This is a genomic window from Alloactinosynnema sp. L-07 (genome assembly GCF_900070365.1).
Classification (GTDB): Bacteria; Actinomycetota; Actinomycetes; order Mycobacteriales; family Pseudonocardiaceae; genus Actinokineospora.
In genome coordinates this window covers 3,527,165-3,553,928 of the sequence record NZ_LN850107.1, presented here as the reverse complement: position 1 = coordinate 3,553,928, position 26,764 = coordinate 3,527,165, and the positions used below count along the sequence as shown (strand labels likewise).

Genomic DNA, 26,764 nt, shown 5'->3' with positions numbered 1-26,764 from the left:
GTCGCGTGATCGTGCGGACACCGTAGAGGTCCGACTCCGCGCGGCGGCATTCGGTTCCGTCGTTACTTGCCCTCAGCGCACCCCCGCGCCGCTCCCCCATGAACGTGTCACCGGAAGGCTACCGTCGGTCGCCGACAGTCCGGTCCCGGCGGTCGCGCGGGTGGTTTATTGCAACACTCTGGTGTTAACCCATCAGGTGCAATTAAGCTGGCCGAATGAGCGCAATCGCCATGCACATGAGCGATGGTCTGCTGAACGCGACGACATCGATGCTGTTCGTCGGGGTCGCCGTGGTCGGTGTCGCCATCGCGGCCGCGCGGGCGCGCGGGGATCTCGACGACCGCACGGCGCCGATGGCCGGGCTGGTGGCGGCGTTCGTGTTCGCCGCGCAGATGATCAACTTTCCGGTGCTGCCGGGGGTGAGCGGCCACCTGCTCGGCGGCGCGCTCGCCGCGATCCTGGTCGGGCCGTGGGTCGGGGCGCTGTGCGTGTCGATCGTGCTGGTCGTGCAGGCGCTCGTGTTCGCCGACGGCGGCCTGACCGCGCTGGGTGCGAACGTCACCAACATGGCCATCATCGGCACCGCCGCCGGGTTCCTCGTGGCGCTGGCGCTCAAGTCGGTGGCCGCGCGCGGGCGGGGCGGGCTGGTCGCGGTCGCGTTCGTCGCCGCACTGGTCAACACCGTCCTCGCCTCGCTCGGCTTCGTCCTCCAGTTCGCCATCGGCGGCGACGCGGCGTTCCCGGTTGCCGGTGTCGCGGGCACGGTCGTCGGTGTGCACGTGCTGATCGGCATCGGCGAGGGCGTCATCACGGCGCTGACGGTCGGCGCGGTCGCGGCCGTGCGACCCGATCTCGTCTATTTGCTGCGCGGCGCGGCCAAGCCGCTCGAACTGCGCACGGGGGCGACGGCATGAAGAAGTTCTTCCTCGGATTCCTTTTCGCCGCACTGGTGATCGCGGGCGCGGTGTCCTACCTGGCCGACTCGAACCCCGACGGGCTCGACCACGCCACGCAGCAGGGCTGCGAGGTCGTCGACGACCAGCTCACCGGCTCCTGCATCGCGAACAACGCCGAGGAACACCGTCTGGCCGACAGCCCTCTGGCCGACTATGCCGTCGGCGGCTCGGAAGGGTCGACCGGCCTGGCAGGCGTGCTTGGCGTCGGCATCACGCTCGTGCTCTCCGGTGGGCTGTTCTGGTTGCTGCGCAAGCGATCCGTGCACACCTGATGGACCTGCTGCACCGGCCCGGCGACTCGCCGGTCCACCGGCTCCCAGCTCAGGTGAAGATCGTCGCCGCGGTGGCGACCGTCCTGTGTGTGGTGGCCACCCCGCGCACGGAGTTCCTCGCGTTCGGGCTGTATTTCCTTGTGCTGTCAGCGGTCTGGGTCGCCGCGCGGATCCCGCCCGGCTGGCTGGCGGCCCGCGCGCTGATCGAGACCCCGTTCGTCCTGCTCGCGTTCGTGCTGCCGTTCGTCGCGGCTGGGCCGACCGTCGACGTGCTCGGGTTGGCCCTGTCCGAGCCCGGCCTGCTGGCGGGCTGGAACATCCTGGTCAAAGGCACGCTGGGCGTCCTGGTGTCGCTGACCCTGGCCGCCACCACCGCCCCGCGCGACCTCATCCTCGGACTCCAGCGGCTGCGCGTGCCCGCGATGGTGATCACCATCGCCACGCTCATGCTGCGCTACCTCGACGTCATCGCCGCCGAGGCCCGGCGCATGCGCACCGCCCGGATCAGCCGCGGGCACGACCCGCGCTTCCTCTGGCAGCTCGGCGCCACCGCGCGCGGTATCGGCACCCTGTTCATCCGCAGCTACGAACGCGGCGAGCGGGTCCACCTGGCCATGGTGTCGCGCGGCTGGTCGGGCGTGCTGCCGGAAGAGGTCCGCCCGGCCCGCGGCTCGGTGTGGCTGGCGGGTCTGGCCCCCGCCGTGCTCGCCGCCGGGGTGCTGGGTGCCACCCTGTTGGCATGACTGTGTGGTCGGTCGGATGTGGCATGCCTGTGGTCGGTCGAATGTCCAATTCTCGCCGCGCTCATCGGGACGGTGTTAGGTGCCAGGCATGACCGCGCTGCTCGTCGACCGACTCGCCTACGCCTATCCCGACGGCAGGCAGGCCCTGTTCGGCGTCGACCTGCGGGTCGAAGCGGGGGAGCGGGTGGCGGTCCTGGGTCCCAACGGCGCAGGCAAGACCACTCTCGTCCTGCACCTCAACGGTGTGCTGACCGCCGGGTCCGGCCGGATCGAGGTCGCGGGTCTGCCGGTGGAGAAGGCCAACCTCAAGGAGATCCGCCGCCGCGTCGGCGTGGTCTTCCAGGACCCCGACGACCAGCTGTTCATGCCCACCGTCCGCGACGACGTCGCCTTCGGCCCGGCCAACTTCGGCCTGCGCGGCGACGAGCTGGACCTGCGGGTCAAGCAGGCGCTCGACGCGGTCGGGATGGCCGAGCACGCCGACCGCTCGCCCATGCACCTGTCCGGCGGGCAGCGCAGGCGCGTGGCGCTGGCCACGGTGCTGGCCTGCGACCCGGAGATCCTGGTCCTCGACGAGCCGTCGGCCAACCTGGAGCCGGTGGCCCGGCGCGAACTGGCCGAGGTGCTGCTCGGGTTGGAGCGCACGACGCTGATGGTCACCCACGACCTTCCTTACGCACTGCAACTGTGCCCACGCAGTGTGTTGATCGACGAAGGGGTCATCGTGGCCGACGGGCCGACCCGCGAACTGCTCGCCGACGCGTCGCTGCTGGCCGCGCACCGGCTGGAACTTCCGTTCGGCTTCCGGCTCGACTAGGGTTCGGCCCGACAACTGAATACCGGGCCGCACGAGCCGGAACGGGAGAGCCTCCACCGAGTTCGGGTGGGGCACCGAAGGAGCAAACTCCCCGGAAACTCTCAGGTAAACCTACCGTTCCAGGCCAGGCCACTCTGGAAAGCAGACGCGACCGTTCGCGTCTCACCCACGGTGCAAGCCGCGTTTCGCGGTGAAGCTCTCAGGTGCCATGACAGAGGGGGAGTTCCCAGTACGGGACAGGTGCGTCCTGTCGCGTCCGATGGAGGAGCTCCCGATGACCCTGTCCGCACTGTCAACCCCTGCACGCTCAACCCCAGCACAATCAACACAGCACGCTCAACCCCTGCACGCTCAACCCCAGCACGGATCGACCCCAGCACACTCAACACAGCATCCCTTAGCGCGGCGTTCTTGCGCCCGCCGTGCCACGCTGCGCTCAGTCATGTCAGCCGAGTCCGCTCGCGCGCCGAAGGAGACCGAACTTCCATGAGCAACCCCTCCCCGCTGCACGCGGTGCACGAGGCCCTAGGCGCCTCGTTCACCGACTTCGCAGGCTGGGCGATGCCGCTGCGCTACGGCAGCGAGCTGGCCGAGCACAAGGCGGTGCGCGAGGCGTCCGGGCTGTTCGACCTCAGCCACATGGGCGAGATCGAGCTGACCGGCCCCGAGGCCGCGCGGGCGCTGGACTACGCGCTGGTCGGCAACCTGTCCAAGGTCAAGCCGGGCAAGGCCCGCTACACCATGATCTGCGACGCCGACGGCGGCGTGCTCGACGACCTGGTCGTCTACCGGCTCGCCGACGACCACTTCATGGTGGTGGCCAACGCGTCCAACGCCGCGGTCGTCGCCGGTGAGCTGCGCGAGCGGGCCAAGGGCTTCACCGTCGAGGTCGAGGACCGCTCCGCCACCTGCGCGCTGATCGCCGTGCAGGGCCCGACGTCGGCCGACATCGTGCGCGCGGTGACCGGCGCCGACCTCGACGCGCTGGCGTACTACGCGAGCGTCCCGGCGACCGCCGCGGGCCACGACGTGCTGCTGGCCCGCACCGGATACACCGGCGAGGACGGCTTCGAGCTGTACTCCGAGGACAAGCACGCCGCCGACGTGTGGGCCGCGCTGACCGAGGCAGGCCAGGGGCACGGGATTGTCCCGTGCGGGCTGGCCTGCCGCGACACCCTGCGCCTGGAGGCCGGGATGCCGCTCTACGGCAACGAGCTCAGTGTCGAGCTGACCCCGTTCGACGCCGGTCTCGGCCGCGTCGTCAAGTTCGACAAGGGCGACTTCGTGGGCCGCGCGGCCCTGGAGACCCGCCGCGACGCCGACGTCGCCGAGAAGGTGCTCGTCGGCCTCAAGAGCGAGGGCAGGCGCGCGCCCCGACACGGGTACTCCGTGGTCGACAGCGACGGCGTCGAGGTCGGTACCGTGACCAGCGGCGCCCTCTCCCCGACGCTCGGCCACCCGATCGCCATGGCGTACGTGCCCACGGCGGTCAGCACGCCGGGCACGGCCCTGGCCGTCGACGTCCGTGGCTCGAAAACGCCGGTCGAGGTCGTCAAGCTGCCCTTCTACAAGCGTCCCGCCTGATCAGGAGAAAGAGAATGAGCAACCCGGAGAACCTCGGCTACACCGAGGAGCACGAATGGGTCGATCTCGCCGAGGCGAGCGCGACGGTCGGTGTCACCAAGTACGCCGCCGACGCACTCGGTGACGTCGTCTACGTGCAGCTCCCCGCGGTCGGCGAGAAGCTCACCAAGGGCGAGCCGTGTGGCGAGATCGAGTCGACCAAGTCGGTCAGCGACCTCTACGCCCCCGCCGACGGCGAGGTCGTGGAGATCAACGAGGCCGTCGTGGACACCCCCGAGCTGGTCAACACCGACCCGTTCGGCGACGGCTGGCTGTTCCGTATGCGCGTGGAGGACGAGCCCGAGCTGCTCGACGCCGCGGCGTACGCCGAGCTCACCAAAGAGGGGGATGCGTGAGTACTTTCGGTCAGTCGCTCGCTGAGGTCGACCCGGACGTCGCCGCCGCGGTCAACGCCGAGCTGCACCGCCAGCAGTCGACCCTGGAGATGATCGCCTCGGAGAACTTCGCCCCGGTGGGCGTGCTCGAGGCACAGGGCTCGGTGCTGACCAACAAGTACGCCGAGGGCTACCCGGGCCGCCGCTACTACGGCGGCTGCGAGCACGTCGACGTCGTCGAGAAGCTCGCGATCGACCGGATCAAGTCGCTCTTCGGCGCCAAGTTCGCCAACGTCCAGCCGCACTCGGGCGCGCAGGCGAACGCGGCGGCCATGTTCGCGGTCCTCAACCCCGGTGACACGATCCTGGGTCTGGACCTCGCGCACGGCGGGCACCTGACGCACGGCATGAAGATCAATTTCTCGGGCAAGCTCTACAACGTCGTCGCCTACAAGGTCGACACCGAGACCGGCCTGGTCGACATGGCCGAGGTCGAGCGCCTGGCCGTCGAGGCCAAGCCGAAGCTGATCATCGCAGGGTGGTCGGCCTACCCGCGTCAGCTCGACTTCGCCGAGTTCCGCCGCATCGCCGACTCGGTCGGCGCGCTGCTCATGGTGGACATGGCGCACTTCGCCGGTCTGGTGGCCGCGGGTCTGCACCCCAACCCGGTGCCGCACGCCCACCTGACCACCACGACCACGCACAAGACCCTCGGCGGACCCCGGGGCGGCGTGGTGCTGACCAACGACAAGGACCTGGCCAAGAAGGTCAACTCCGCGGTGTTCCCCGGCCAGCAGGGTGGCCCGCTGGAGCACGTGATCGCGGCCAAGGCGGTCTCGTTCAAGATCGCCGCGTCCGAGGAGTTCGCCGAGCGCCAGCGGCGCGTGCTGGCGGGTGCCAAGATCCTGGCCGAGCGGCTCACCCAGGCCGACTGCGCCGAGGCGGGCGTCAAGGTCCTCACCGGCGGCACCGACGTGCACTTGGTGCTGGTCGACCTGGTCAACTCCCAGCTCGACGGCCAGCAGGCCGAGGACCGGCTGCACTCGGTGGGCATCACGGTCAACCGCAACGCGGTCCCCAATGACCCCCGTCCCCCTATGGTTACCTCCGGCCTGCGCATCGGCACTCCCGCGCTGGCCACCCGCGGCTTCGACGCCGAGGACTTCGCTGAGGTCTCCGACATCATCGCGGTCGCGTTGCGGCCCGATTTCGACGATGCGACCAAGGAGGCTCTGCGCGACCGCGTGGACCTGTTGGTCAAGCGTCGCCCGCTGTACCCGGAATTAGGCTGAGCCAAGCGACTCGGGCCGCGTGACCCGCGGCCCGAGTACGCTGTATGAAGGTTGGAAGGATCGTCGTGGCGGTCAGCGTTTTCGATTTGTTCAGCATTGGGATCGGCCCGTCCAGCTCACACACCGTGGGCCCGATGCGGGCCGCGCTGATGTTCGTCGACGGTCTTGGGCCCCGCCTTGGTGAGGTCGCGCGGGTACGGGCCGAGTTGTTCGGCTCGCTCGGCGCGACCGGCCACGGCCACGGCAGCGACAAGGCGGTGCTACTGGGCCTGGAGGGCGCGCGGCCGGAGGACGTCGACACCGACTCCGTGCCGGTCCGGGTCGCCGAGATCCGCTCCAGCGGCAGACTCTCGCTGCTGGGCACCCACGAGATCGCGTTCACTGAGGACGACGACCTCGTCATGCACCGTCGCAAGTCGCTTCCGTTGCACCCCAACGGAATGACCTTCGCGGCCTGGTCGGCGGACGGGACGCTGCTGGCCGAGCGGACGTATTACTCGGTGGGCGGCGGCTTCGTCCTCGACGAGACGGCGGCCGACGGTCCGGTCATCTCGGCCGACACGACGCCCGTGCCGTTCCCGTTCCGCACGGCGGCGGAACTGATGGACCACTGCTCGGCCAACGACCTGACCATCGCGCAGGTCATGCTGCGCAACGAGTTGGTGTGGCGCACCGAGGACGAGGTCCGGGCCGGGCTGCTCGCCATCTGGCAGGTCATGCAGGACTGCGTGACGCGCGGCTGCGAACAGGACGGCGTGCTCCCAGGTGGGCTGAAGGTGCCCCGCCGGGCCAAGGCGCTGCACGAGAAGCTGCTCTCCGAGGACGGCGCGGGCGACCCGCTGTACGTGATGGACTGGGTCTCGCTGTACGCGTTGGCGGTCAACGAGGAGAACGCCTCCGGCGGCCGGGTCGTGACCGCCCCGACCAACGGCGCGGCCGGGATCATCCCCGCGGTGCTGCACTACTACACGCGGTTCATCTCGGTGGCCTCCGAGGACGGTGTCATCGACTTCATGCTGACCGCCGCGGCGATCGGCGTGGTACTCAAGGAGACCGGCTCGATCTCCGGCGCCGAGGTCGGCTGCCAGGGCGAGGTCGGCTCGGCGTGCGCCATGGCCGCCGCCGGTCTGACGGCGGTGCTCGGCGGCTCGGTCGCGCAGGTGGAGAACGCCGCCGAGATCGGGCTGGAACACCACTTGGGACTCACGTGCGACCCGGTCGGCGGGCTGGTGCAGATCCCGTGCATCGAACGCAACGCCGTGGGGTCGACCAAGGCCATCAACGCCTCCCGCATCGCTTTGCGCGGCGACGGCACCCACGTGGTGCACCTGGACAAGGTCATCAAGACGATGCGTGAGACCGGCGCCGATATGCACACCAAGTACAAGGAAACGGCGCGCGGGGGCCTGGCCCTCAACGTCATCGAATGCTGATGTTCCTCCGGAACTCGAACGGCTGAACCGGCGCCTCAGTTCTTGTTCGACCTCCAGACCCTGGTAGCGTGGAGTGGCTGTGCGTAATTGCACAATCACTCAACGTGACGGTTGGCATGACCGCGACTATGAGCAGCACCGAAGTCGAGCCCACCGACGCCGAATTCGAGGCACTGGTGCGAGCCGAGGCCGCGCACGACATCGCCAGCGCCCAGTTGGCGCTGGCGGCGGGCTTCACCGGGAAGACGAAGCCGTACCCGTACACGGCCCAGTCCACCAGCACGGTCGAAGAGTCCGCGGACAAGCTGAGAGACCTGCTCAAGAAGGCCAGGACCGCTGCTGCGGCTGATCTCCAGTGCGATCAGCGCGTTCTTCACCTCGATCTGGAACAAGATCCAGACCTTCATCGTGGAGCTGTTCCGGAAGATCGTGACGTGGCTCAAGAACGCGTGGCAGAAGGTGAAGGAGTTCTTCGAGTCCGTCGGCCGGTTCTTCAAGAACCTGTTCTAGCCCGTCGACCGGGGATCTGCCGCCGCCTCGACATCCGGCGGCGGCGGATCCCTTCGTCGTTCAGGCGCAGGCGGAGCAGGTCACGAAGCCCTCCTCGGACGTGCGCCCGCGCCCTGTGCCGCCTTCACCGCCTTCTCCAACTCGTCACGGTTCAGCTTCGAGCGGCCTTTGACGTCCAGGTCGCGGGCCAGCTTGTCCAGCTCGGCCTTGGTCAGGCCTGCCAGATCCGCCTCCGGCTCCGGGGATTCCTCGCGGCGCTTCTTGCGGCTTTCCACGCTCTTGCTCAGCGCCTCGAACAGGTCCACGACCTTGGTCGGCTCGCTCGGGGCCTCCTCGGTGACTACCTCGCGGCCTTCCTTCTTGTCCTCGATGAGCTGCTCGACGCGCTGGGTGTACGTGTCGCTGTACTCCTCGGGCTTCCACTCCTCGCTCATCGACTCGATCAGCGAGATGGCCATGTCGAGTTCCTTGCCGCGCGCGGGGGCGATCTCCGGCATCGACTTCAGTTCCTTGGCCGGGTCGCGCAGGTCCTCGGCGAACAGCATGGTCGTCAGGATCAGCAGTTCCTCGCCCGCGCGCACGACCGTCAGGTATTCCTTGCCGCGCATGACGAAGGTGGCCACGCCCGCGCGGTTGGACTTGCGCATGGCCTGCAACAGCAGGCTGTAGGCCCGCGCGTATTCCTCCTTGGCGGGCGCCAGCCAGTACGTCTTCTGGTAGTGGATCGGGTCGATCTCGTCGATGTCGACGAAGGTGGAGATGTCGATCGTCCTGGAGCGCCCCGGCGCGATGGCGTCGAGCTCCTCCGGTTCGATGATGACGTAGTCGCCGCCGCCGATCTCGGCGCCTTTGACGATGTCGGAGTACGCGACCTCTTTGCCGGTGCGCTCGTTGACGCGCTTGTACCGGATCCGGTCGGCGGTGCCCCGCTCGAACTGGCGGAAGCTGATCGTGTGGTCCTCGGTCGCGCCGTAAAGCTCGACCGGGACCGTCACGAGCCCGAAGTTGATCGCGCCGTTCCAAATCGGCCGTGCCACGCTGCCTCCCCGGCAGTAGTTGTCCCGCTCACCCCAGTGTGGACCATCCCAACCCTATAAGTCCTGTTCGACCGCTGCCGGAGCGCACGATTGAAGTGGGGTTCGTTTCAGCCAGGGCGACCCCGGGTAACACCTCCGATAAGGAGCGGTGACGAGGGGAGCAGGGACATGAGTGAGCTATCGCGCCTGCCAGGGCCGGTCTCGGAGACGTGGGACTGGCAGCGCCAGGGTGCCTGCCGCGGCCTGGACAGCGCCTGGTTCTTCCACCCCGACGCCGAGCGCGGGCAGGCCCGCGCCGACCGGGTGCGCCACGCGAAGGAGATCTGTCAGAGCTGCCCCGTCATCGTGCAGTGCCGCCATCACGCACTCACCGTCATCGAGCCTTATGGCATCTGGGGCGGGCTGGACGAGGGCGAGCGCCGCGCCGCGTACGCGCGCAGGCGGGTCAGTCGCTGAGGCTCACTCTTGGGGCGCGCGTCTGGCGCAAGCCCATGCCGTGTGCTCTTCAGTCGCTGAGGCCCTCACGCAGCTTGGCCAACGTGCGGGTGAGCAGCCGGGACACGTGCATCTGGGACAGCCCGAGCCGTTCGGCGATCTGGGTCTGGGTGTCGTCGCTGACGTAGCGCAGGCCCAGGATGCGCCGCTCGCGGTCCGACAGGCGGGCGATCAGCGGCCGCAGCGCCTGGGCCACCTCCACACTCGCCAGCGCGTCGTCCGGCCGCCCCGGTTGGGGAGTCTCGTCCAGCTGCGCCGTGTGATAGGCCTGACCTGCGGCGATGGCCTCGAACACGTCCCGAAGGGGGCGGTCGAGGTGCCGGGCCAGCTCGCTGGGGGTCGGGGCCCGGCCCAGTTCCTGGGTCAGCTCGACGCCCGCGGCGCTCACCGTGCGGTACCGGTCCTGCAGGGTGCGCGGCACCCGAAGCGCCCACGCGGTGTCGCGGAAGTACCGGCGCACCTCGCCCATGATCGTCGGCACGGCGTAGCTCAGGAAGTCCGACCCGCGCGCCGGGTCGAACCGGTCGACGGCATTGATCAGCCCGACCATCGCCACCTGGGTCAGGTCGTCCTGGGGCACGCCCCGGTCGCGGAAGCGCGCGGCGATGTGTTCGGCCACCCGGCGGTGGCCGGTCACCAGCTCGGCGCGCACCGCGGCGTGGCGCGGATCGGTGGGGGTCAGGCGCGCGAGGTCACCGAAGAGGGGTTCGAGGTGGGCGTAGTCCGACCTCGACCTGGTCTCGACGGCTCGCGCGGTGATGGGCACCGGCCACACCCTGTCCTCGGCGGTTTCACCTCACCGTATGCACGCGCTGTCGGCCCGACAACTCGACTTCGAGATGTGGGTGACCCCCGAAAGTGGTTGGATCCCAGCGATCCCGGGTAGTCGAGGTGGGGACGATTCACCCCGGAGGAGGCGGCAGTGCGCGAGACACCGCGACCACTATGGCGCGGCCTGGACTACGGCCCCGCCCTGGTGGTCATCGACGACTCCGACACCGCCCCCGCCGACCTGCCCGCGGGCTGGGAGCCGCTCGCGCAGCGCTACCAGATCGCCTGGTGCTCGGTCGCTCACGGACAGTGCCTCAACGCCGTTGAGGACGTCCTGGAGTCGCTGGCGGACCGGTTCACCCGCACGCACCTCATCGCCCGCACGGTGGACGCCGGGACGGTGGCGCGGGTGGTCGACGAGTTTCCCGACGTGGTGCGCACCGTGGTCATGGTCGGCCCAGGCTGGGCGCCGAAGGCCAACGGCGTGCGCACGGTGCGGGTCGCCGGGACGAACCTGACCGACAGCGCGGTGGTGGGCTCGGTCGTCGCGGCGGTCGAAGGGGTGCGGCCCGCGTCACTGGCCGTGACCCAGTCGACGATGGATTGACGGGTCAAGTTGAGCGGCTTGCCCGCCACCCGCCCCTGGGCAATATCGTGGGCACCATGAGCACACATTTCGACGTCGTGGTCGTGGGGGCCGGGCCGGGCGGCTACGTCGCGGCCATCCGGGCGACGCAACTCGGGCTGAAGACGGCGATCATCGAGGAACGCTACTGGGGCGGGGTCTGCCTCAACGTCGGCTGCATCCCGTCCAAGGCGCTGCTGCGCAACGCCGAGCTGGCCCACCTGGTCCAGCACGAGGCCAAGACGTTCGGCATCCAGGTCGAGGGCACGGTCACCTTCGACTACGGCGCCGCCTACGAGCGCAGCCGCTCGGTGGCCGATGGCCGCGTCAAGGGCGTGCACTACCTGATGAAGAAGAACGGCATCACCCAGTTCCAGGGCAAGGGCACGTTCACCGACGCCAACACCATCGAGGTGGCGCTGACCGACGGCGGCACCGAGACGGTCACCTTCGCCAACGCGATCATCGCCGCTGGCGCGACCACCCGCCTGCTGCCGGGCACCAGCCTGTCCGAGCGCGTGGTCACCTACGAGGAGCAGATCCTCGCCGCCGAACTGCCCGAGAGCGTCATCATCGCGGGCGCGGGCGCCATCGGCGTCGAGTTCGCCTACGTGCTGCACAACTACGGGGTGAAGGTCACCATCGTCGAGTTCCTCGACCGGATGGTGCCGCTGGAGGACGAAGAGGTCTCCAAGGAACTCGCCCGCCGCTACAAGCGCCTCGGTGTCGAAGTGCTTGTCGGCACCCGCGTGGAGTCCATCGACGACACCGGCGCCAAGGTCCGCGTCACGGTGTCCAAGGGCGGCAAGGAGACGGTCCTCGAAGCCGACAAGGTCCTCCAGGCCATCGGCTTCCAGCCGCGCGTCGATGGCTACGGTTTGGACCGCACGGGCGTCAAGCTCACCGAGCGCGGCGCCATCGACATCGACGGCCGCTGCCGCACCTCGGTGCCGCACATCTACGCCATCGGCGACGTCACCGCCAAGCTCATGCTGGCCCACGCCGCCGAGTCCATGGGCGTCATCGCCGCCGAGACCATCGCGGGTGCCGAGACCATGGAACTCGACTACGTGATGATCCCGCGCGCGACCTACTGCCAGCCGCAGATCGCCAGCTTCGGCTACACCGAGGCCCAGGCCCGCGAACAGGGCTACGACGTCGAGGTGGCGAAGTTCCCGTTCACCGCCAACGGCAAGGCGCACGGCCTGGCCGACCCGGTGGGCTTCGTGAAGCTGATCAGCGACAAGAAGTACGGGGAGCTGCTGGGCGGGCACCTGATCGGGCCCGAGGTCACCGAGCTGCTGCCCGAGCTGACCCTGGCGCAGCAGTGGGACCTCACGGTGCACGAGATGGCGCGCAACGTGCACGCCCACCCGACGCTGGGTGAGGCGGTCAAGGAAGCCATTCACGGCCTCGCCGGCCACATGATCAATATGTGATTCGACGTCGGTCGGAATGCCCGTCCCCGGTCGCCGGGGACGGGCATTCCGCGTCCGGTGGGCGCCGTTTCGGTATCTTCCGGTTCATGGAGGGTTCGCTGACGCCTGTGGAGGGTCTGATGGCGGTCTATCGGGGCCTGCGTCCACTTGAGCCGGGTGCCGGGGGCACCGTCGAATTGGAGACCGACCGCGGCTACCGCGACCTGCACAACGATGCGACCCTGCGGTCCATCGACATGGTCGTGGCCCCGCGGGCAGGGGTGCGGTTCACCTTCGGCACGTCGGCGGGCGAGACTCTGGTGCTGGGCTTCGCCGACGTCGTCGGGTTCACGTTCGAGTCAGGGCAGGACCTTGGCGGGGCCTGGGACCCGGACACCGAGGAGACCCTGTACGAGATCGCCACCTGGGCAGGTGACGCGCACCGCGAGTCGTTTGCGGTCGACACGATTCTTGGCCGCGCGACTTTCGCGGCGGCCGAGGTCTCGGTGGAGTGGCCGGAGTCCCGATGAGCGAGTCGCGGATCCACACCGTCACCATCGAACTGCGCGAAGTCAACGCGAAGCGCTTGCGGAAGTCGCTGAGCGCGCACCTGCGCGAGCGGGGCATGAGCGCGGCCGAGGTCGCGGCGATGGGGCCGGGCGACCTGGTCGGCGAAGTCGTCCACGACCTGACCTCGCACCTCGCCGAGATCGTGGGCGACGCGGCCGAGCTCACGGTGACCATGCGAGAGCGGTAGCTGGCGATGTCGGTGCTCGTGTGGAGGTGTGATGGAGGAGTTCAGCGAGTACCGCGTCAGTCTCCGCCCGTGGGCGCCGCACGACCATGGCCGGTTCGTCGAGGGCGGCCACGACGCGCTCGTTTTGGACTGGGACAAGGAGTCGGTGGGCGATCTGGGTTTCCTGCGGACCCTGCCCGGCCTGCGCGCCGTGCACCTCGACGGGCCGCCTAGGCGTCGGGGTTGAGCTGGTTGCACTTCCCCAACCAGGGCCCGGTGCCGAGTCTGGCCCCGCTGCGGTCGATGCCCGCGCTGACCAGCATCGCCATCGGGTCGGGCGTGCTCGACGGCGACCTGACCCCGCTGCTGGACCTGCCCGCGACGACGTCGGTCGGCCCGGTCGACGCGTTCCCCGGGCACTCGCACACCGACAAACAGATCCGCGCCGCCCGACAGGCGCGTTCCTGATGAGGCGAGCCGACTTCGACGCCGTGGTTCAGGAGTTCCTCCCGGGAATCACCTCGCCTGGGCGGGATGCCCGGCGCGACCGCCCGTTCGTGGATTGCTTGCTCCGGCCAGGATGTCCTAAGTGGACATCAGGCTGGGGACCGGCCAGCCCATCTGCTTGGCCATCGCCGCCAGGGTGCTGGTCATGTTCTCGCGCAGCATCCGGGTGCGGCCCTCGATGATGGCGTCGGCGTGATCCGGGTTCGCCGCGGTCAGGGTGACCAGGTGGCTGCCGCCCTGGCCGTGGGTGAACGTGTGCCGGATGAGCGTGCCGCCGCTGGGCAGCGGGGCCAGTTCGTAGCTCCAGGTGGACGACGGCTGGTCGGAGTTCTCGTCGAGACCCCGCACCACCCAGGTCACCTTGTTGTTCTCCGCGATGGCCACGATCTCGCCTGTGACGTCCCAGGACCAGTCGCCCATCTTGTTCGTCGCCTCGAACCGGGTTCCCGGCTCGACGGGTGCCTCGTCCCGCCATGCGGCGTGGACGCACTCCGGGCTCCAGGTGGCCATGCGGGGGATGTCGGAAAGGACTGCCCACACGTCGGCTGCCTCGGCCAGGACGGGGAATTCGACCGTGATCTGCATCTCGGTGATCTTCACTCTGTGAGTATGCCTAGGATCGGGCGTGGAAACCATGAAACCTGAGGAGGTCGTGTGTCTTTCATAGGTTCACACTCAGCTGCCCAGTCGGTGTCGCCGTATGCCGGGGAGGCCGGTGAGGTCAGTGGGGTCTATCGGCCGGTCGATGCGGCGGAGTCGCTGGTCAGACCTAGTACGACGGCTCGGTTTGTGGCGCCGGGGTCGGTTACGGATGGCAAGTTCGGGCTGTTTCGGTGGGAGATGGCGCCGCGTGCGGGTGGGCCTGGGGCGCATTTCCACCGCACTTTCTCGGAATCTTTCTTCGTTATTGCTGGGACGGTTCGGCTCTTCAACGGGGAAGAGTGGGTGGATGCTACGGCTGGGGACTTTTTGTACGTGCCTGAGGGTGGGATCCATGCGTTTCGGAATGACTCCGACTCGCCCGCGGACATGTTGATCTTGTTCGCTCCTGGGCCGCCTCGGGAGCGGTACTTTCAGGAGTTGGCTGAGGTTGCTGAGCGGGGGCTTTCGTTGAGTGAGGAGGAGTGGAAGGACCTGTTCGCTCGGCATGATCAGTTCATGGTTTAGGCGGGTTCTGTCCGCACCATCGGGTGAAGCTGCTCGGGCGGTGGGTGCGGCTTGGTTGGTGGTTAGGCGGGGTAGAAGCGGGCTGCGCCCGCGACTGTGAGCCTTACGTCGTCGCCTTCTCTTACCCGTAGGGGGGCGGGGACGCGGGAGATCAGGTCGGTTTCGCCTGTGCGCAAGGTGATGGTGGCGTCGTGGCCGTGGAAGCTGGTGCGGAGTACTCGTGCGGTGACGCCGGTTCCGTTGGTGCTGGGCAGTAGTTGTTCGGGGCGCAGCATGACCATGCCGGGGCCGGTGGCGGTGTCGGTCAGCTCGACTTCGCCCAGGGTGCTTTCCGCGGTGCGGCCTTGGGCGATCGCGGGGAGTAGGACGGCTTCGCCGACGAAGGTGGCGACGGCGAGGTCGACTGGGCGGCTGTAGACCTCTTCCGGTGGGCCTGCCTGGACGACTCGGCCGTCGCGCATCACCGCGACGACGTCGGCCATGGAGAGAGCTTCGTCCTGGTCGTGGGTGACCAGCAGGGCGGTCGTTCCCGCAGCGCGCAGGACTCGGCGGACGTCGGCGCGGAGGTCGGCGCGCAGGCCTGCGTCGAGGGCGGAGAAGGGTTCGTCGAGGAGGACCAGGTCGGGGTGGGGGGCCAAGGCTCTGGCCAGGGCGACGCGCTGTTGTTGGCCGCCCGACAATTCTGCCGGGCGGCGTTTGGCGTAGCCGTTGAGGCCGATCAGGTCCAGCATCTCGGCGACCCTGGCCTCGCGTCCCGCGCGGGGGAGGCCGTAGCCGACGTTGGCGCCCACCGACAGGTGGGGGAACAGGGCGCCCTCCTGCGGTACCACCGTGGCCCGCCTGCGTTCCGGGGGCACGGTGGTCACGACGCGGCCGCCGAGGCGGACCTCGCCGCCGTCGGGGCGGAGGAAACCGGCCACGACCCGCAGCAGGGTGGTCTTTCCGCAGCCTGACGGGCCGAGTACGGCGGCCAGGGAACCGGACGGCACCGTCAGGTCGACCCCGCGCAGGACCCGGGTCGCGCCGTAACCGGCGGTGAGGGTGGTGATCGTCAGCTCGGTCACGACTGGGCTCCTCGGGTGGCTGACTCCATGACGGCTTCCTCCGGGCGGCGTCCCGAGCGGAACACCGACACCTCCAGCAAGATCGCGGGCACCGCCGACACCGCGACCAGCAGCGCCGCGTAGGGGGCGGCTTCGGCGAAGGCCGAGATGCCCGTCTTCGTCCACAGCGCGGTGGCCAGCGTGTCGGCGCCGGTCGGGCGCAGCAGCAGGGTGGCGGGCAGTTCCTTGGCGCAGGTGATGAACACCAGAGCGGCCCCGGCGGCGATACCGGGCGCGGCCAGCGGCAGGGTCACGGTGCCGAAGACCGCCACCCGGCCCCGGCCAAGCGACCGGGCCACGTCCTCCACCCCGGCGGGCGCCGAGCTGACCGCCGTGCGCACCGAGCTGATCGCGATCGGCAGGAACAGCGCCGCGTACCCGAGTACGAGCAGCGGAGTCTGCTGGTACCAGGGCTGAGCGAACCGGACGCCGAAGAAGACCAGCGCCAGGGCGACCGTGATGCCGGGCAGCGCGTGACCGGCGTAGGCGGCCAACTCCACCGCGCGCACCGGCTTGGACGAGTGGCGGGCGGCCAGGAAGCCGACCGGGACCGCCAGCACGATCGTGGCCAGCGCCCCGAGAGCGGCGAACTGCACGGTGGTCGCGGTGGTCTCGGCGAGCGCGGCGCCGTCGAAGTCCACCCGGCCCGCTCCCAGCCACCTGACCAGCGCGCCGATCGGCGCCCCGAGGGACACCGCGACGATGGCCGCCAGTCCCAGCAGCACCGGCGCGCTTGCTCGGCGCAGCCGCACCGGCTCGGCCTGGCGGGCCACCCCTGGGCCAAGGCGGGCCGCGTTCGTGCCGCGCATCCTGGCCTCGGCCAGCGCCAGCAGGATCGCCAGCACCACCAGCACCACGCCGATCACCGCGGCGGGCGTGCGGTCGAAGCTGCCCGCGTACGCGGTCTGGATGCCCAGTGTGAAGGTCTCGTAGCGCAGCAGTGACACCGCGCCGAAGTCGTGCAGCACATAAAGCGCCACGAGCAGGCCGCCCGCGACCGCCGACGGCCAGATCCGGGGCAGCGTCACCTTGGCGAAGGTCCGCCACGGGCCGTGGCCCAATGACCGCGACACCTCCTCCAGGGCCGGGTCGGCCGACCGCAACGCGGCGGCGACCGGCAGCAGCACCAGCGGCAGGTTGGTGGTGGTCAACGCCAGCCACGCGCCGGGGAAGCCCACGACGTCCATCGACAGCCAGGCGAACCCGGCCACATAGGACGGCACGGCCAGCGGCAGCACCAACAGCACCGTCCACACCCGCCGCAGCGGCAGCGCGGTCCGGGTGACCGCCCACGCCGCCGCGGTGCCCAGCGCCACCGCGCTCACGGCGACGGCGAGCAGCAGCCCGACGGTGTTGACCGTCAGCTCGGCCGTGCGGGAGCGCACAGCGATGGACCAGAAGACATCCCAGCCCTGGTCGGTGGCGCGCAACACCAGGTAGACCAGCGGCAGGACCGCCACGACGACGGCCGGGAGCGCCGCGAGCAGCCAACCGGTGGCTCGCGGCGCTCCCTGGACCCGGGTGGTGCCCACCTACAGAAGCCCGACCTGACGCAGCAGCTCAGCGGTCTTCGGCAGCGACTGGAGGTCGGCGAGCTTGAGGGTCGGCGGCTGCAACTCGCTCAGCGGGACGAGCTTGTGCTCGGTGGAGGTGACGCCCGCGCGCACCGGGTACTCCGCGGTCTTGTCGGCGAAGTACCGCTGGGACTCCTCCGACAGCAGGAACTCAGCGAACTTGTTGGCCAGTTCCTTGTTCTTGCTCAACTTGAGCACGCCGACACCCGCCGCGTTGACCAGCGAGCCCGGGTCGTCGCCCTTGATGTAGTGCAGCTTGGCGCGCATCTTGTCGATGCCGACCTGGCGGGCCTTCTCGAACCAGTAGTAGTGGTTGGACAGGCCCATCGGCAGCTTTCCCTCGTCGACCGCGTCGCGGATCTTGAGGTTGTTCTCGAACTTCTGCGGCTCGTTCGCCTTGAACTTCTCCAGCCAGGTCTTCGCGCCGTCCTCGCCGCGCAGCACGCGGATGGCGGTGACGAAGGCTTGCCAGGACGCGTTCGACGGCGCGAAGCCGATCTTGCCCTTCCACTTCGGGTCGAGCAGGTCGTCGATGCCCTTGGGCAGCTCGGCCTCGGCGATCTTGTCGGGGTCGTAGACCACCACGCGCGAGCGCAGCGACGTCGCCACCCAGGTGCCGTCGGCGGCCCGCCACTGCTCGGCGGCGGCGTCCAGCACGGTCTGCGGGAGTTTGTCCAGGCGGCCCGCGGAGGACAGCGCGCCCAGCGCGCCCGCGTCCTGGGAGAAGAACACGTCGGCCGGGGACTTGTCGCCCTCCTCCGAGATCTGGCCCGCGAGCGCCGCGGTGTCGCCGTAGCGGATCTCGACCTTGGCGCCGATGGCCTTCTCCGCCTTGTCCAGCAGCGGCTTGACCAGGCCCTCGTTGCGGCCGGAGTACACGGTCAAGGTCGGTCCGCCGCTGCCGGCGTCGTCGCCGCAAGCCGCGAGCGTCGTGCCGAGAACGGCGGCGAGTACCGCCGCCGCGAGCCGGGTCGATCGGAGTGCCATTGCTGCTCCCATACCAGGAAAGAAGTGGTGAGGTGAGGCTAACCTTCCGAATCCTAGTTCAGGCGGTGTCGTCCGCCACATCAGGTTGTGGGCAATTTAGTTGTGCACTATCTTTCTCGTTGTCGACTTCTGATCTGGAGGCACAAAGTGCAGGCTCTCTACGAGGCGAAGGCCATCGCGACGGGTTCCGGTCGGGGTGGCCACGTGCGTTCGTCCGACGGTGTGCTCGACAGCGCGCTCGCCGTCCCGGTCAGCCTCGGTGGCCCCGGTGGTGCGACCAACCCCGAGCAGCTCTTCGCCGCCGGTTACGCCGCGTGCTTCCACAGCGCGCTGCAGCTCGTCGCCCGCAAGGCCAAGGTCCGGGTCGACGGCTCCCAGGTCGCCGCGGTGGTCCAGTTGGGCGCGATCGAGGGCGGCTACGGGCTCGGCGTGAAGCTGGAGGTGTCGGTTCCCGACGTCGAGCGGTCCATCGTGGACGGACTCGTCGCCGCCGCGCACCAGGTCTGCCCTTATTCCAACGCCACGCGAGGCAACATCGACGTTGAGCTTGTCGTCGTTTAAGAGTCGCTAAGAGTCGTTCAGGAGGAGTCCGATGGCCGATCCGTTGGCGCTGGAGCAGCAGCTCTGCTTCGCCCTCTACACCGCGTCGCGCGCGCTGACGGGCCGCTATCGTCCGCTGCTCGACGACCTCGGCCTGACGTATCCGCAGTACCTGGTGATGTTGGCCCTGCTCGACCGCGGCCCGCTCACCGTCAAGGACCTCGGCCAAGCCCTGCAGCTGGACTCGGGCACGCTGTCGCCGCTGCTCAAGCGAATGGAGTCGGCGGGCATCCTGCGCCGCACCCGCGGGACCGCCGACGAACGCAGCGTGCTGGTCGAACTCACCGACGCGGGCGAAGCGCTGCGGCGACCGATCCGCGAGCTGCCGCGCACAGTGTTCCGTGACCTGGACACGCCGCTGGAGGACCTGATCGACCTGCACTCGCGGCTGACGAAGTTCCTGACGAAGATTTCTTAGGCTCCGCCGCGCTCTTCGGCGTCGTAGGCGAGGTCGGCGTAGTCCGGGGCCGGTTCGGTCTCGTTGAGCGGAACCAGGTCATCGGGCGCGACCCGGTGGGGCAGCGATCCGAAGCGCGCGTAGCGCAGGAACGCGTACTCCTCGTCGGTGAACTTCTCGGTCATGCGACCTCCCTCGTCCCCCCGATTGTGCCCTGGACGCGCCCGCGGCGGGGGCCGTTCTGTCGGTGGGTCTGGCTAGCGTGGCGGCAGCCGACTTTGGGGAGGAACCCATGAGCAGTGTGAACGTCAACCAGCCGCTCGGAACGCCGACGTGGCTCGACCTAGGCATCCCCGACCTCGACCGCGCGATGGCCTTCTACCACGCCGTGTTCGCCTGGGAGTTCGACATCGGGCCCGCCGAGACCGGGAACTACACGAACTGCCTGGTCAACGGCCTGCCGGTGGCGGCGCTGATGCCGAATCCCGATCCGGAGGCCACCGAGTTCTGGTGGAACGTCTACCTCGCCACCGACGACGTCGACGCCTCTGTGGACCGAGTCCGCGCGGCGGGCGGCACGGTGCTGGTCGAGGCGATGGACGTCATGGAGATCGGTCGGATGGCCATCGCGGCCGACCCGGCGGGCGGCCAGTTCGGGCTCTGGCAGGGCACCGGGTTTGTCGGCTCCCGGCTGGTCAACGAGCCGAACACCTTGCTGCGCAACGACTTGGTGACTCCAGCCCCGGAGCTGACGCGCCCGTTCTACGCCTCGGTCTTCGACTTCACCCTCGACGGCAACGAGGACATGCCCGGCGTCGACTTCACCTTCCTGCGCAGGCCCGACGGCCACGAGATCGGCGGCATCTTCGGCGACCCGACAGCCACGAAGACCGCCTGGGGCAACCTCTTCATGGTCGACGACTGCGACGCCACCGTGGCCAGGGCGGTGGCCGCGGGCGGCACGGCAGCCGAGCCGATGGACATGGTCTATGGCCGCCTCTGCACCATCACCGACCCGTTCGGTGCGACCTTCGACGTCGGTTCCCAACCGAAGGAGTGAAACAAAAGAACGGCCCGCGAGCGCCATTGCTCGCGGGCCGTCCGTCCAGCAAACCCTCAGACCAGAGGCCGGTCCGTGGGCTCGATCGGCCGCGGCAGAACCGCCCGGCCGGTCAGGAAGGCGTCGACTCCGGCCGCGGCGCTGCGGCCTTCCGCGATCGCCCAGACGATCAGTGACTGGCCGCGGCCCATGTCGCCCGCGGTGAAGACGCCGTCGACGGTGGTCTGGAAGTCGGTGCCGCGGGCGACGTTGCCGCGCGGGTCGTACTCGACGCCCAGGTCGTTCAACAGGCCGCCCTGTTCCGGTCCGACGAAGCCCATCGCGAGGGTGACCAGGTCGGCCGGGATCTCCCGCTCGGAGCCCTCGACAGGAACGAACTTGCCGCCCTCGCTGACGACCTCGGTCAGCAGCAGGCCCCGCACGTTGCCCTCGGGGTCGCCCACGAACTCCGTGGTCGACACCGAGTAGACGCGCTCGCCGCCCTCCTCGTGGGCCGAGGTGACCCGGTAGAGCATCGGGTACGTCGGCCACGGGTTGACCGCGGCCCGCGCCTGCGGCGGCTTGGGCATGATCTCCAGCTGGGTCACCGACGCCGCGCCCTGGCGGTGGGCGGTGCCGACGCAGTCCGCGCCGGTGTCGCCGCCGCCGATGACCACGACGTGCTTGCCCTCGGCGTGGATGGGGGAGCGGTCCAGCGCGCCACTGGCTACTTGGTTCGCAGGCGGCAGGTACTCCATCGCCTGGTAGATCCCCTGCAGCGACCGGCCGGGGATCGGCAGGTCACGCCACGCCGTCGCGCCGCCCGCCAGAACCACGGCGTCGAAGTCCTCGCGGAGCCGCGAAGCCGTCACGTCCACACCGACGTTGACGTTGACCCGGAACTCCGTGCCCTCCTGGCGCATCTGCTCGACGCGCCGGTCCAGCCGGGCCTTCTCCATCTTGAACTCGGGGATGCCGTAGCGCAGCAGCCCGCCGACCGCGTCGGCGCGCTCGAAGACCACGACGTCGTGGCCCGCGCGGGTCAGCTGCTGGGCGGCGGCCAGCCCGGCCGGGCCGGAGCCGACGACGGCGACCTTCTTGCCCGTGCGCGCCGAGGGCACCTCGGGCTTGATCCAGCCCTCGTCCCACGCGCGGTCCACGATGGAGATCTCCACGCGCTTGATCGACACGGGGTCATCATTGATCCCAAGCACGCACGCCGACTCACACGGCGCCGGGCACAGCGTCCCGGTGAACTCCGGGAAGTTGTTCGTCGCGTGCAGCCGGTCCGACGCCGCGCGCCAGTCCTCCCGCCACACCAGGGTGTTCCACTCCGGCACCAGGTTGCCCAGCGGGCAGCCCTGGTGGCAGAACGGGATCCCGCAGTCCATGCAGCGGCCTGCCTGCTTCTGCACGCGCTCGTTGCCGAACTCGTCGTAGACCTCGCGCCAGTCCTTGAGGCGCAGGAAGACCGGCCGGTGGGACGCGTTCTCGCGCGGGGTGGTCAGAAAGCCTTTGGGATCAGCCATGTGCGGCCTCCATGATCACGGTGCGGTGTGGCGTGTTGTCGCTGGGGGTTGTCGCACTGAGGTTTTGGGGGCAGCCTTTGGGGTCAGCCATGTGCGGCCTCCATGATCGCCTTGTCGATGTCGCGGCCGTCGCGCTCGGCGGCGGCACGCGCGGCCAGCACGCGCTTGTAGTCCTTCGGCATGACCTTGGTGAAGCGGCGGACAGCGTTGTCCCAGTCGGCCAGCAGGGCCCGCGCGACCGCGGACTCCGTCTCGGCCAGGTGCTTCGCGACGGCCTCGCGCAGGAAGTCGTTGTCCTCAATGGACAGCGGGTCCAGGTCCACCATCTCCGGGTTGACCCGCTGCGCGTTCAGGTCCAGCGCGTAGGCGATGCCGCCGGACATGCCCGCCGCGAAGTTGCGCCCGGTCGGCCCGAGCACGACCACGCGGCCGCCGGTCATGTACTCGCAGCCGTGGTCGCCGACGCCCTCGACGACCGCCAGCGCGCCCGAGTTGCGCACGCAGAACCGCTCACCGACCTTGCCGCGCAGGAAGATCTCCCCGCCCGTGGCGCCGTAGCCGATGACATTGCCCGCGATGACATGCTGTTCGGCGGTGTACTGCGAGCCGGGGTGCGGCCGGACGGTGATCCGCCCGCCGGACAGGCCCTTGCCGACGTAGTCGTTGCCGTCGCCGACCAGCCGCAGCGTGATGCCGCGTGGGATGAACGCGCCGAACGACTGGCCCGCGGTGCCGGTGAAGGTCACGTCGATGGTGTCGTCCGGCAGGCCCTCGCCGCCCCAGCGCTTGGTCACCTCGGAGCCGAGCATGGTGCCCACGGTCCGGTTGACGTTGCGCACGGGCAGCTCCAGCCGCACGTGGTCGCCGGAGTTCAGCGCGCCCTCGGCGAGCTGGATCAGCGTGTTGTCCAGCGCCTTCTCCAGGCCGTGGTCCTGGGTGGTCACACAGTGCCGGGCCGCGCGCGGCGCCAGGTCGGGCACGTGGAAGATCGGGGTCAGGTCGAGCCCCGAGGCCTTCCAGTGGTCGACCGCGTCGCGCATGTCGAGCAGCTCGGCGTGGCCGACGGCCTCCTCCAGCGAGCGGAAGCCCAGCTCCGCCAGGTACTCCCGCACCTCCTCGGCGATGAACTGGAAGAAGTTGACCACGTACTCGGCCTTGCCGCTGAACCGCTCGCGCAGCACCGGGTTCTGCGTGGCGACGCCGACCGGACAGGTGTCCAGATGGCAGACGCGCATCATGATGCAGCCCGACACCACCAGCGGCGCCGTCGCGAAGCCGAATTCCTCGGCGCCGAGCAGCGCGGCGACCATGACGTCACGGCCGGTCTTGAGCTGGCCGTCGGTCTGCACGACGATCCGGTCGCGCAGCCGGTTGGCCAGCAGCGTCTGCTGGGTCTCGGCCAGGCCGAGCTCCCACGGACCGCCCGCGTGCTTGATCGACGACAGGGGAGAGGCGCCCGTGCCGCCGTCGTGGCCGGAGATCAGCACGACGTCGGCGTGCGCCTTGGACACGCCCGCCGCGACCGTGCCGACGCCGACCTCGGACACCAGCTTCACGTGGATGCGGGCGGCCGGGTTGGCGTTCTTCAGGTCGTGGATGAGCTGCGCCAGGTCTTCGATCGAGTAGATGTCGTGGTGCGGCGGCGGCGAGATCAGGCCGACGCCGGGCGTCGAGTGCCGGGTCTTGGCGATCCACGGGTACACCTTCGTACCCGGCAGCTGACCGCCCTCGCCCGGCTTGGCGCCCTGGGCCATCTTGATCTGGATGTCGTCGGCGTTGACCAGGTACTCGCTGGTCACGCCGAACCGGCCGGACGCCACCTGCTTGATCGCCGAACGACGCTTCGGGTCGTAGAGGCGGTCCGAGTCCTCGCCGCCCTCGCCGGTGTTGGACTTGGCGCCCAGCTGGTTCATGGCGATCGCCAGCGTCTCGTGCATCTCCTGGGAGATCGAGCCGTAGGAGATCGCGCCAGTGCCGAACCGCTTGACGATCGACTCGACCGGCTCGACCTCCTCGATCGGCACCGGCGGGCGCACGCCCTGCTTGAAGGCGAACAGGCCGCGCAGCGTCTTCAGCGACGCCGACTGGTCGTCGACCGCGCGGGTGTACTCCTTGAAGACCTCGTACTTGCCCGCGCGGGTGGAGTGCTGCAGCTTGAACACCGTCTGCGGGTTGAACAGGTGCGGTTCGCCCTCGCGCCGCCACTGGTAGTCGCCGCCGACCCCGAGGTCGCGGTGGCTGGGCCGCACACCGTCGACCGGGAACGCGCCCTCGTGCCGCTGGGCCACCTCGGCGGCCAGCACGTCGAAGCCGACGCCGCCCAGCCGGGACGTGGTCCCGGTGAAGCACGCGTCGATCACCTCGGCGCCAAGGCCCAGCGCCTCGAAGATCTGCGCGCCGGTGTAGGAGGCCACAGTGGACACACCCATCTTGGACATGGTCTTGCGCACGCCCTTGCCCAGCGCCTTGATCAGGTTCCGGGTGGCCTGCCTGGCGTCCACACCCGGGATCAGACCCTGCTCGGCCAGCTCCTCGACGGTGGCCATCGCCAGGTACGGGTTGACCGCCGCGGCGCCGTAGCCGATCAGCAGCGCGATGTGGTGCACCTCGCGGGCGTCGCCGGACTCGACCAGCAGGCTGACCTGGGTCCGGGTCTTCTCCCGCACCAGGTGCTGGTGCACCGCGCCGACCAGGAGCAGCGACGGGATCGGGGCCTGGTTCTCGTTGACGCCGCGGTCGGACAGCACGACCACCCTGGCGCCGTTCTTGATCGCCCACGACACCTCGGCGCGGATCTCGTCGAGCTGCTCACGCAACGCGTCACCGCCGCCGCGCACGTCGTAGAGACCGTGGATGGTGACCGACTGGTACTCGGGCCGGTCGCCGTCGTCGTTGACGTGGACGATCTTGGCCAGCTCGTCGTTGTCCAGCACCGGGAACGGCAGCGTGATCCGGCGGCACGAGTCCGCGCCGGTCTCCAGCAGGTTGGGCTCGGCGCCGAGCTGCGCGCCCAACGAGGTCACCAGCTCCTCGCGGATAGCGTCCAGCGGCGGGTTGGTGACCTGGGCGAACAGCTGGCTGAAGTAGTCGAACAGCGGACGCTGGTGGGTCGACAGCGGGGCCAGCGGGGCGTCGTTGCCCATCGAGCCGATCGGCTCCGCGCCGGTGCGGGCCATCGGCTGCAACAGGATCGCCAGCTCTTCCTCGGTGTAGCCGAAGGCCTGCTGGCGGCGCACCAGGGAGGCGTGCGTGGGGATCTCGCGCTCGCGCTCTGGCAGCGAGTCCAGCGGGGTCAGGCCTGCGGCGACCCACTCGGCGTAGGGGTGCTCGGCGGCCAGCGCGCCCTTGATCTCCTCGTCGTCGACGATGCGGCCCGCGGCGGTGTCGACCAGGAACATCTTGCCCGGCTCCAGGCGTCCCTTGCGGACGATCGTGGTCGGGTCGATGTCCAGGACGCCCATCTCGGAGGCCAGCAGCACCAGCCCATCCTCGGTCACGCAGAAGCGCGCCGGGCGCAGGCCGTTGCGGTCGAGCACCGCGCCGATCTGGGTGCCGTCGGTGAACGAGACCAGCGCGGGGCCGTCCCACGGCTCCATCAGCGTCGAGTGGAACTCGTAGAACGCCCGGCGGGCCGGGTCCATCTCGGTGTGGTTCTCCCACGCCTCGGGGATCATCATCAGCACGGCGTGCGGGAGGCTGCGGCCGCCCAGGTGCAGCAGCTCCAGCACCTCGTCGAAGGACGCCGAGTCGCTGGCCCCGCGGGTGATGACCGGGAAGATCCGCTTGAGGTCGCCCGGGATCAGGTCGCTGGCCAGCATCGACTCGCGGGCGTCCATCCACGCCCGGTTGCCGCGCAGGGTGTTGATCTCACCGTTGTGCGCGATGTACCGGTACGGGTGCGCCAGCGGCCAGGACGGGAACGTGTTGGTGGAGAAGCGGGAGTGCACCAGGCCGATCGAGCTGGTGACCCGCTCGTCGCGCAGGTCGGTGAAGAAGAGGCCGACCTGTGGCTCGGTGAGCATTCCCTTGTAGACGATCGTGCGCGAGGACAAAGAGGCGAAATAGACCCCGTTCTCCCCAGCTGCGTCATGCTCGGCCCGCTTGCGCACGCAGAACGCGAGGCGCTCCAACGGCAGCCCGGACACCCCGTCGGCGGCGGCGATGAACAGCTGGACGAAATGCGGCATGACCGACGCGGCGGTGGCGCCCGCGTGCTCTGGCTCGACCGGCAGCTCGCGCCAGCCCAGCACGACGGCGCCCTCTTCGGCGGCGACCCGCTCGATGGCGGCCACGGCCTCGGCGCGCGCGGTCTCGTCGACCGGCAGGAAGGCGGTGCCCACGGCGTAGTGCTCTGGCAGGGGGAAGTCGACGACCGCGCGGAAGAACTCGTCGGGCACCTGGATCAGGATGCCCGCGCCGTCACCGGTGTCCGGCTCGGCGCCTCTGGCCCCTCGGTGCTCCAGATTGCGCAGGGCGACGAGAGCTTTGGCGACGATGCCGTGGTCTCTGCGACCGGCGAGATCGGCCACGAACGCGACACCACAGGCGTCGTGCTCATAGTTCTCGTCGTAAAGACCCCCGATGCGCGGGTCTTGGCGGGTCGTCATGCGAAGCGGCCCTCCCTTTGCTCTGGAGCGCACACGGGCGCGCCGAGTGACCAGGGGAAAGCCGCAATGGGCACTTTCACCGTCGACTCGGCCCGGCGTGCGTCGCGTCCTGTGTGGCGACGTGCGGAAAGATGCCCGGGCTTGGGCGGTTGAGCGCACCTCATCGTGCGGAGTGGCAGCGCACCTCGTCG

At 69.5% G+C, this 26,764-nt stretch carries 29 protein-coding genes and 1 riboswitch; of the genes, 19 read left to right on the top strand and 10 right to left on the bottom strand.

Annotation, left to right across the window (positions count from 1 at the left end):
* The first annotated feature begins 215 nt into the window (after positions 1–215).
* The 8 genes from BN1701_RS15520 to BN1701_RS15485 all read left to right on the top strand — a co-directional run bounded on the left by BN1701_RS15520 (position 216) and on the right by BN1701_RS15485 (position 7,471).
* Positions 216–914, top strand: coding sequence for an energy-coupling factor ABC transporter permease (locus tag BN1701_RS15520; RefSeq protein WP_054049523.1), 699 nt, complete (start codon positions 216–218; stop codon positions 912–914).
* Positions 911–1,228 (top strand): PDGLE domain-containing protein, encoded by a 318-nt coding sequence (locus BN1701_RS15515; RefSeq protein WP_054049521.1) that lies wholly within the window; start codon positions 911–913, stop codon positions 1,226–1,228. The genes BN1701_RS15520 and BN1701_RS15515 overlap by 4 nt, the downstream gene beginning before the upstream one ends.
* Positions 1,228–1,971, top strand: coding sequence for a cobalt ECF transporter T component CbiQ (gene cbiQ / locus BN1701_RS15510; RefSeq protein WP_054049519.1), 744 nt, complete (start codon positions 1,228–1,230; stop codon positions 1,969–1,971). The genes BN1701_RS15515 and cbiQ overlap by 1 nt, the downstream gene beginning before the upstream one ends.
* 88 nt (positions 1,972–2,059) lie before the next feature.
* Complete coding sequence (locus BN1701_RS15505; protein ID WP_054049517.1) at positions 2,060–2,788, top strand: energy-coupling factor ABC transporter ATP-binding protein; 729 nt, start codon at positions 2,060–2,062, stop codon at positions 2,786–2,788.
* A 32-nt stretch (positions 2,789–2,820) separates the two neighbouring features.
* A riboswitch (glycine riboswitch) is annotated at positions 2,821–2,915 on the top strand.
* A 359-nt stretch (positions 2,916–3,274) separates the two neighbouring features.
* Positions 3,275–4,372, top strand: a complete 1,098-nt coding sequence (gene gcvT / locus BN1701_RS15500) for a glycine cleavage system aminomethyltransferase GcvT (RefSeq protein WP_054049515.1) — start codon at positions 3,275–3,277, stop codon at positions 4,370–4,372.
* A gap of 14 nt (positions 4,373–4,386) precedes the next feature.
* Entirely contained in the window at positions 4,387–4,767 is a 381-nt protein-coding gene (gene gcvH, locus BN1701_RS15495) for a glycine cleavage system protein GcvH (RefSeq protein WP_054049513.1), read from the top strand.
* On the top strand, positions 4,764–6,038 hold the full coding sequence (gene glyA / locus BN1701_RS15490; RefSeq protein ID WP_054049511.1) for a serine hydroxymethyltransferase: 1,275 nt from the start codon (positions 4,764–4,766) through the stop codon (positions 6,036–6,038). The genes gcvH and glyA overlap by 4 nt, the downstream gene beginning before the upstream one ends.
* 65 nt (positions 6,039–6,103) lie before the next feature.
* The gene (locus BN1701_RS15485; RefSeq protein WP_054049509.1) at positions 6,104–7,471 is read left to right on the top strand and encodes an L-serine ammonia-lyase; all 1,368 of its coding nucleotides are present in this window, start codon (positions 6,104–6,106) and stop codon (positions 7,469–7,471) included.
* A gap of 95 nt (positions 7,472–7,566) precedes the next feature.
* Here BN1701_RS15485 and BN1701_RS15480 read toward each other — a convergent pair whose 3' ends face one another.
* Positions 7,567–7,878 (bottom strand): hypothetical protein, encoded by a 312-nt coding sequence (locus BN1701_RS15480; protein ID WP_054049507.1) that lies wholly within the window; start codon positions 7,876–7,878, stop codon positions 7,567–7,569.
* A gap of 183 nt (positions 7,879–8,061) precedes the next feature.
* Positions 8,062–9,018: a Ku protein gene (locus tag BN1701_RS15475; RefSeq protein WP_054049505.1), complete on the bottom strand. Its 957-nt coding sequence runs from the start codon at positions 9,016–9,018 to the stop codon at positions 8,062–8,064.
* A 168-nt stretch (positions 9,019–9,186) separates the two neighbouring features.
* Between BN1701_RS15475 and BN1701_RS15470 the strand changes: the two genes are divergently transcribed.
* Positions 9,187–9,474 carry a WhiB family transcriptional regulator gene (locus BN1701_RS15470; protein ID WP_054049503.1) on the top strand — a complete coding sequence of 96 codons (288 nt, stop codon included), beginning with the start codon at positions 9,187–9,189 and terminating at the stop codon, positions 9,472–9,474.
* Positions 9,475–9,523: 49 nt separating this feature from the next.
* Here the strand turns inward: BN1701_RS15470 and BN1701_RS15465 are convergent, their stop codons facing one another.
* A complete protein-coding gene (locus tag BN1701_RS15465) occupies positions 9,524–10,279 on the bottom strand; it encodes a SigB/SigF/SigG family RNA polymerase sigma factor (RefSeq protein WP_054055880.1) in 756 nt (251 codons plus the stop codon).
* A 156-nt stretch (positions 10,280–10,435) separates the two neighbouring features.
* Here BN1701_RS15465 and BN1701_RS15460 point away from each other — a divergent pair, with 156 nt between their 5' ends.
* The 6 genes from BN1701_RS15460 to BN1701_RS15435 all read left to right on the top strand — a co-directional run bounded on the left by BN1701_RS15460 (position 10,436) and on the right by BN1701_RS15435 (position 13,531).
* A complete protein-coding gene (locus BN1701_RS15460) occupies positions 10,436–10,891 on the top strand; it encodes a hypothetical protein (RefSeq protein ID WP_054049501.1) in 456 nt (151 codons plus the stop codon).
* Between the two features lie 56 nt (positions 10,892–10,947).
* A complete protein-coding gene (gene lpdA / locus BN1701_RS15455) occupies positions 10,948–12,348 on the top strand; it encodes a dihydrolipoyl dehydrogenase (protein WP_054049499.1) in 1,401 nt (466 codons plus the stop codon).
* 119 nt (positions 12,349–12,467) lie between these two features.
* Entirely contained in the window at positions 12,468–12,857 is a 390-nt protein-coding gene (locus BN1701_RS15450) for a hypothetical protein (protein ID WP_157368004.1), read from the top strand.
* A complete protein-coding gene (locus BN1701_RS15445) occupies positions 12,854–13,084 on the top strand; it encodes a hypothetical protein (RefSeq protein ID WP_054049495.1) in 231 nt (76 codons plus the stop codon). Before BN1701_RS15450 ends, BN1701_RS15445 begins: the two co-directional genes overlap by 4 nt.
* Positions 13,085–13,115: 31 nt before the next feature.
* The gene (locus BN1701_RS15440) at positions 13,116–13,310 is read left to right on the top strand and encodes a hypothetical protein (RefSeq protein WP_054049493.1); all 195 of its coding nucleotides are present in this window, start codon (positions 13,116–13,118) and stop codon (positions 13,308–13,310) included.
* Positions 13,307–13,531, top strand: a complete 225-nt coding sequence (locus BN1701_RS15435; RefSeq protein WP_054049490.1) for a hypothetical protein — start codon at positions 13,307–13,309, stop codon at positions 13,529–13,531. Before BN1701_RS15440 ends, BN1701_RS15435 begins: the two co-directional genes overlap by 4 nt.
* Before the next feature lie 117 nt (positions 13,532–13,648).
* On the opposite strand, the gene BN1701_RS15430 is transcribed toward BN1701_RS15435, so the two are convergent.
* Positions 13,649–14,170 carry an SRPBCC family protein gene (locus BN1701_RS15430; protein ID WP_054049488.1) on the bottom strand — a complete coding sequence of 174 codons (522 nt, stop codon included), beginning with the start codon at positions 14,168–14,170 and terminating at the stop codon, positions 13,649–13,651.
* A 240-nt stretch (positions 14,171–14,410) separates the two neighbouring features.
* Between BN1701_RS15430 and BN1701_RS15425 the strand changes: the two genes are divergently transcribed.
* Positions 14,411–14,737: a cupin domain-containing protein gene (locus tag BN1701_RS15425; RefSeq protein ID WP_157368438.1), complete on the top strand. Its 327-nt coding sequence runs from the start codon at positions 14,411–14,413 to the stop codon at positions 14,735–14,737.
* A gap of 62 nt (positions 14,738–14,799) precedes the next feature.
* On the opposite strand, the gene BN1701_RS15420 is transcribed toward BN1701_RS15425, so the two are convergent.
* From BN1701_RS15420 to BN1701_RS15410, 3 genes are read right to left on the bottom strand one after another with little or no spacing between them, the layout of a single operon-like run.
* Entirely contained in the window at positions 14,800–15,801 is a 1,002-nt protein-coding gene (locus BN1701_RS15420; RefSeq protein ID WP_054049484.1) for an ABC transporter ATP-binding protein, read from the bottom strand.
* A complete protein-coding gene (locus BN1701_RS15415) occupies positions 15,798–17,372 on the bottom strand; it encodes an iron ABC transporter permease (RefSeq protein WP_231949606.1) in 1,575 nt (524 codons plus the stop codon). The genes BN1701_RS15420 and BN1701_RS15415 overlap by 4 nt, the downstream gene beginning before the upstream one ends.
* Complete coding sequence (locus BN1701_RS15410; protein WP_157368003.1) at positions 17,373–18,401, bottom strand: iron ABC transporter substrate-binding protein; 1,029 nt, start codon at positions 18,399–18,401, stop codon at positions 17,373–17,375. It abuts the gene before it with no gap.
* Between the two features lie 147 nt (positions 18,402–18,548).
* On the opposite strand from BN1701_RS15410, the gene BN1701_RS15405 reads away from it, so the two are divergent.
* Positions 18,549–18,962 carry an organic hydroperoxide resistance protein gene (locus tag BN1701_RS15405; RefSeq protein WP_054049479.1) on the top strand — a complete coding sequence of 138 codons (414 nt, stop codon included), beginning with the start codon at positions 18,549–18,551 and terminating at the stop codon, positions 18,960–18,962.
* 31 nt (positions 18,963–18,993) lie between these two features.
* Positions 18,994–19,419 (top strand): MarR family winged helix-turn-helix transcriptional regulator, encoded by a 426-nt coding sequence (locus BN1701_RS15400; RefSeq protein ID WP_054049477.1) that lies wholly within the window; start codon positions 18,994–18,996, stop codon positions 19,417–19,419.
* On the opposite strand, the gene BN1701_RS36455 is transcribed toward BN1701_RS15400, so the two are convergent.
* Positions 19,416–19,583: a hypothetical protein gene (locus BN1701_RS36455; RefSeq protein WP_172803259.1), complete on the bottom strand. Its 168-nt coding sequence runs from the start codon at positions 19,581–19,583 to the stop codon at positions 19,416–19,418. The genes BN1701_RS15400 and BN1701_RS36455 overlap by 4 nt on opposite strands.
* Before the next feature lie 107 nt (positions 19,584–19,690).
* Between BN1701_RS36455 and BN1701_RS15395 the strand changes: the two genes are divergently transcribed.
* Positions 19,691–20,458: a VOC family protein gene (locus BN1701_RS15395; RefSeq protein ID WP_054049475.1), complete on the top strand. Its 768-nt coding sequence runs from the start codon at positions 19,691–19,693 to the stop codon at positions 20,456–20,458.
* Positions 20,459–20,514: 56 nt separating this feature from the next.
* On the opposite strand, the gene BN1701_RS15390 is transcribed toward BN1701_RS15395, so the two are convergent.
* Together BN1701_RS15390 and gltB are read right to left on the bottom strand one after the other, a co-directional pair.
* Positions 20,515–21,966, bottom strand: a complete 1,452-nt coding sequence (locus BN1701_RS15390; RefSeq protein ID WP_054049473.1) for a glutamate synthase subunit beta — start codon at positions 21,964–21,966, stop codon at positions 20,515–20,517.
* Positions 21,967–22,049: 83 nt separating this feature from the next.
* On the bottom strand, positions 22,050–26,573 hold the full coding sequence (gene gltB / locus BN1701_RS15385) for a glutamate synthase large subunit (protein WP_054049471.1): 4,524 nt from the start codon (positions 26,571–26,573) through the stop codon (positions 22,050–22,052).
* Between the last annotated feature and the right edge of the window lie 191 nt (positions 26,574–26,764).

Coding starts and splice junctions, on each gene's coding strand:
- BN1701_RS15520 (WP_054049523.1), top strand. CDS start 216: ATGAGCGCAATCGCCATGCACATGAGCGATGGTCTGCTGAACGCGACG.
- BN1701_RS15515 (WP_054049521.1), top strand. CDS start 911: ATGAAGAAGTTCTTCCTCGGATTCCTTTTCGCCGCACTGGTGATCGCG.
- cbiQ (WP_054049519.1), top strand. CDS start 1,228: ATGGACCTGCTGCACCGGCCCGGCGACTCGCCGGTCCACCGGCTCCCA.
- BN1701_RS15505 (WP_054049517.1), top strand. CDS start 2,060: ATGACCGCGCTGCTCGTCGACCGACTCGCCTACGCCTATCCCGACGGC.
- gcvT (WP_054049515.1), top strand. CDS start 3,275: ATGAGCAACCCCTCCCCGCTGCACGCGGTGCACGAGGCCCTAGGCGCC.
- gcvH (WP_054049513.1), top strand. CDS start 4,387: ATGAGCAACCCGGAGAACCTCGGCTACACCGAGGAGCACGAATGGGTC.
- BN1701_RS15480 (WP_054049507.1), bottom strand. CDS start 7,878: ATGAAGGTCTGGATCTTGTTCCAGATCGAGGTGAAGAACGCGCTGATC.
- BN1701_RS15470 (WP_054049503.1), top strand. CDS start 9,187: ATGAGTGAGCTATCGCGCCTGCCAGGGCCGGTCTCGGAGACGTGGGAC.
- lpdA (WP_054049499.1), top strand. CDS start 10,948: ATGAGCACACATTTCGACGTCGTGGTCGTGGGGGCCGGGCCGGGCGGC.
- BN1701_RS15450 (WP_157368004.1), top strand. CDS start 12,468: ATGGCGGTCTATCGGGGCCTGCGTCCACTTGAGCCGGGTGCCGGGGGC.
- BN1701_RS15445 (WP_054049495.1), top strand. CDS start 12,854: ATGAGCGAGTCGCGGATCCACACCGTCACCATCGAACTGCGCGAAGTC.
- BN1701_RS15440 (WP_054049493.1), top strand. CDS start 13,116: ATGGAGGAGTTCAGCGAGTACCGCGTCAGTCTCCGCCCGTGGGCGCCG.
- BN1701_RS15425 (WP_157368438.1), top strand. CDS start 14,411: ATGGCGCCGCGTGCGGGTGGGCCTGGGGCGCATTTCCACCGCACTTTC.
- BN1701_RS15410 (WP_157368003.1), bottom strand. CDS start 18,401: ATGGCACTCCGATCGACCCGGCTCGCGGCGGCGGTACTCGCCGCCGTT.
- BN1701_RS15400 (WP_054049477.1), top strand. CDS start 18,994: ATGGCCGATCCGTTGGCGCTGGAGCAGCAGCTCTGCTTCGCCCTCTAC.
- BN1701_RS36455 (WP_172803259.1), bottom strand. CDS start 19,583: ATGACCGAGAAGTTCACCGACGAGGAGTACGCGTTCCTGCGCTACGCG.
- BN1701_RS15395 (WP_054049475.1), top strand. CDS start 19,691: ATGAGCAGTGTGAACGTCAACCAGCCGCTCGGAACGCCGACGTGGCTC.
- BN1701_RS15390 (WP_054049473.1), bottom strand. CDS start 21,966: ATGGCTGATCCCAAAGGCTTTCTGACCACCCCGCGCGAGAACGCGTCC.
- gltB (WP_054049471.1), bottom strand. CDS start 26,573: ATGACGACCCGCCAAGACCCGCGCATCGGGGGTCTTTACGACGAGAAC.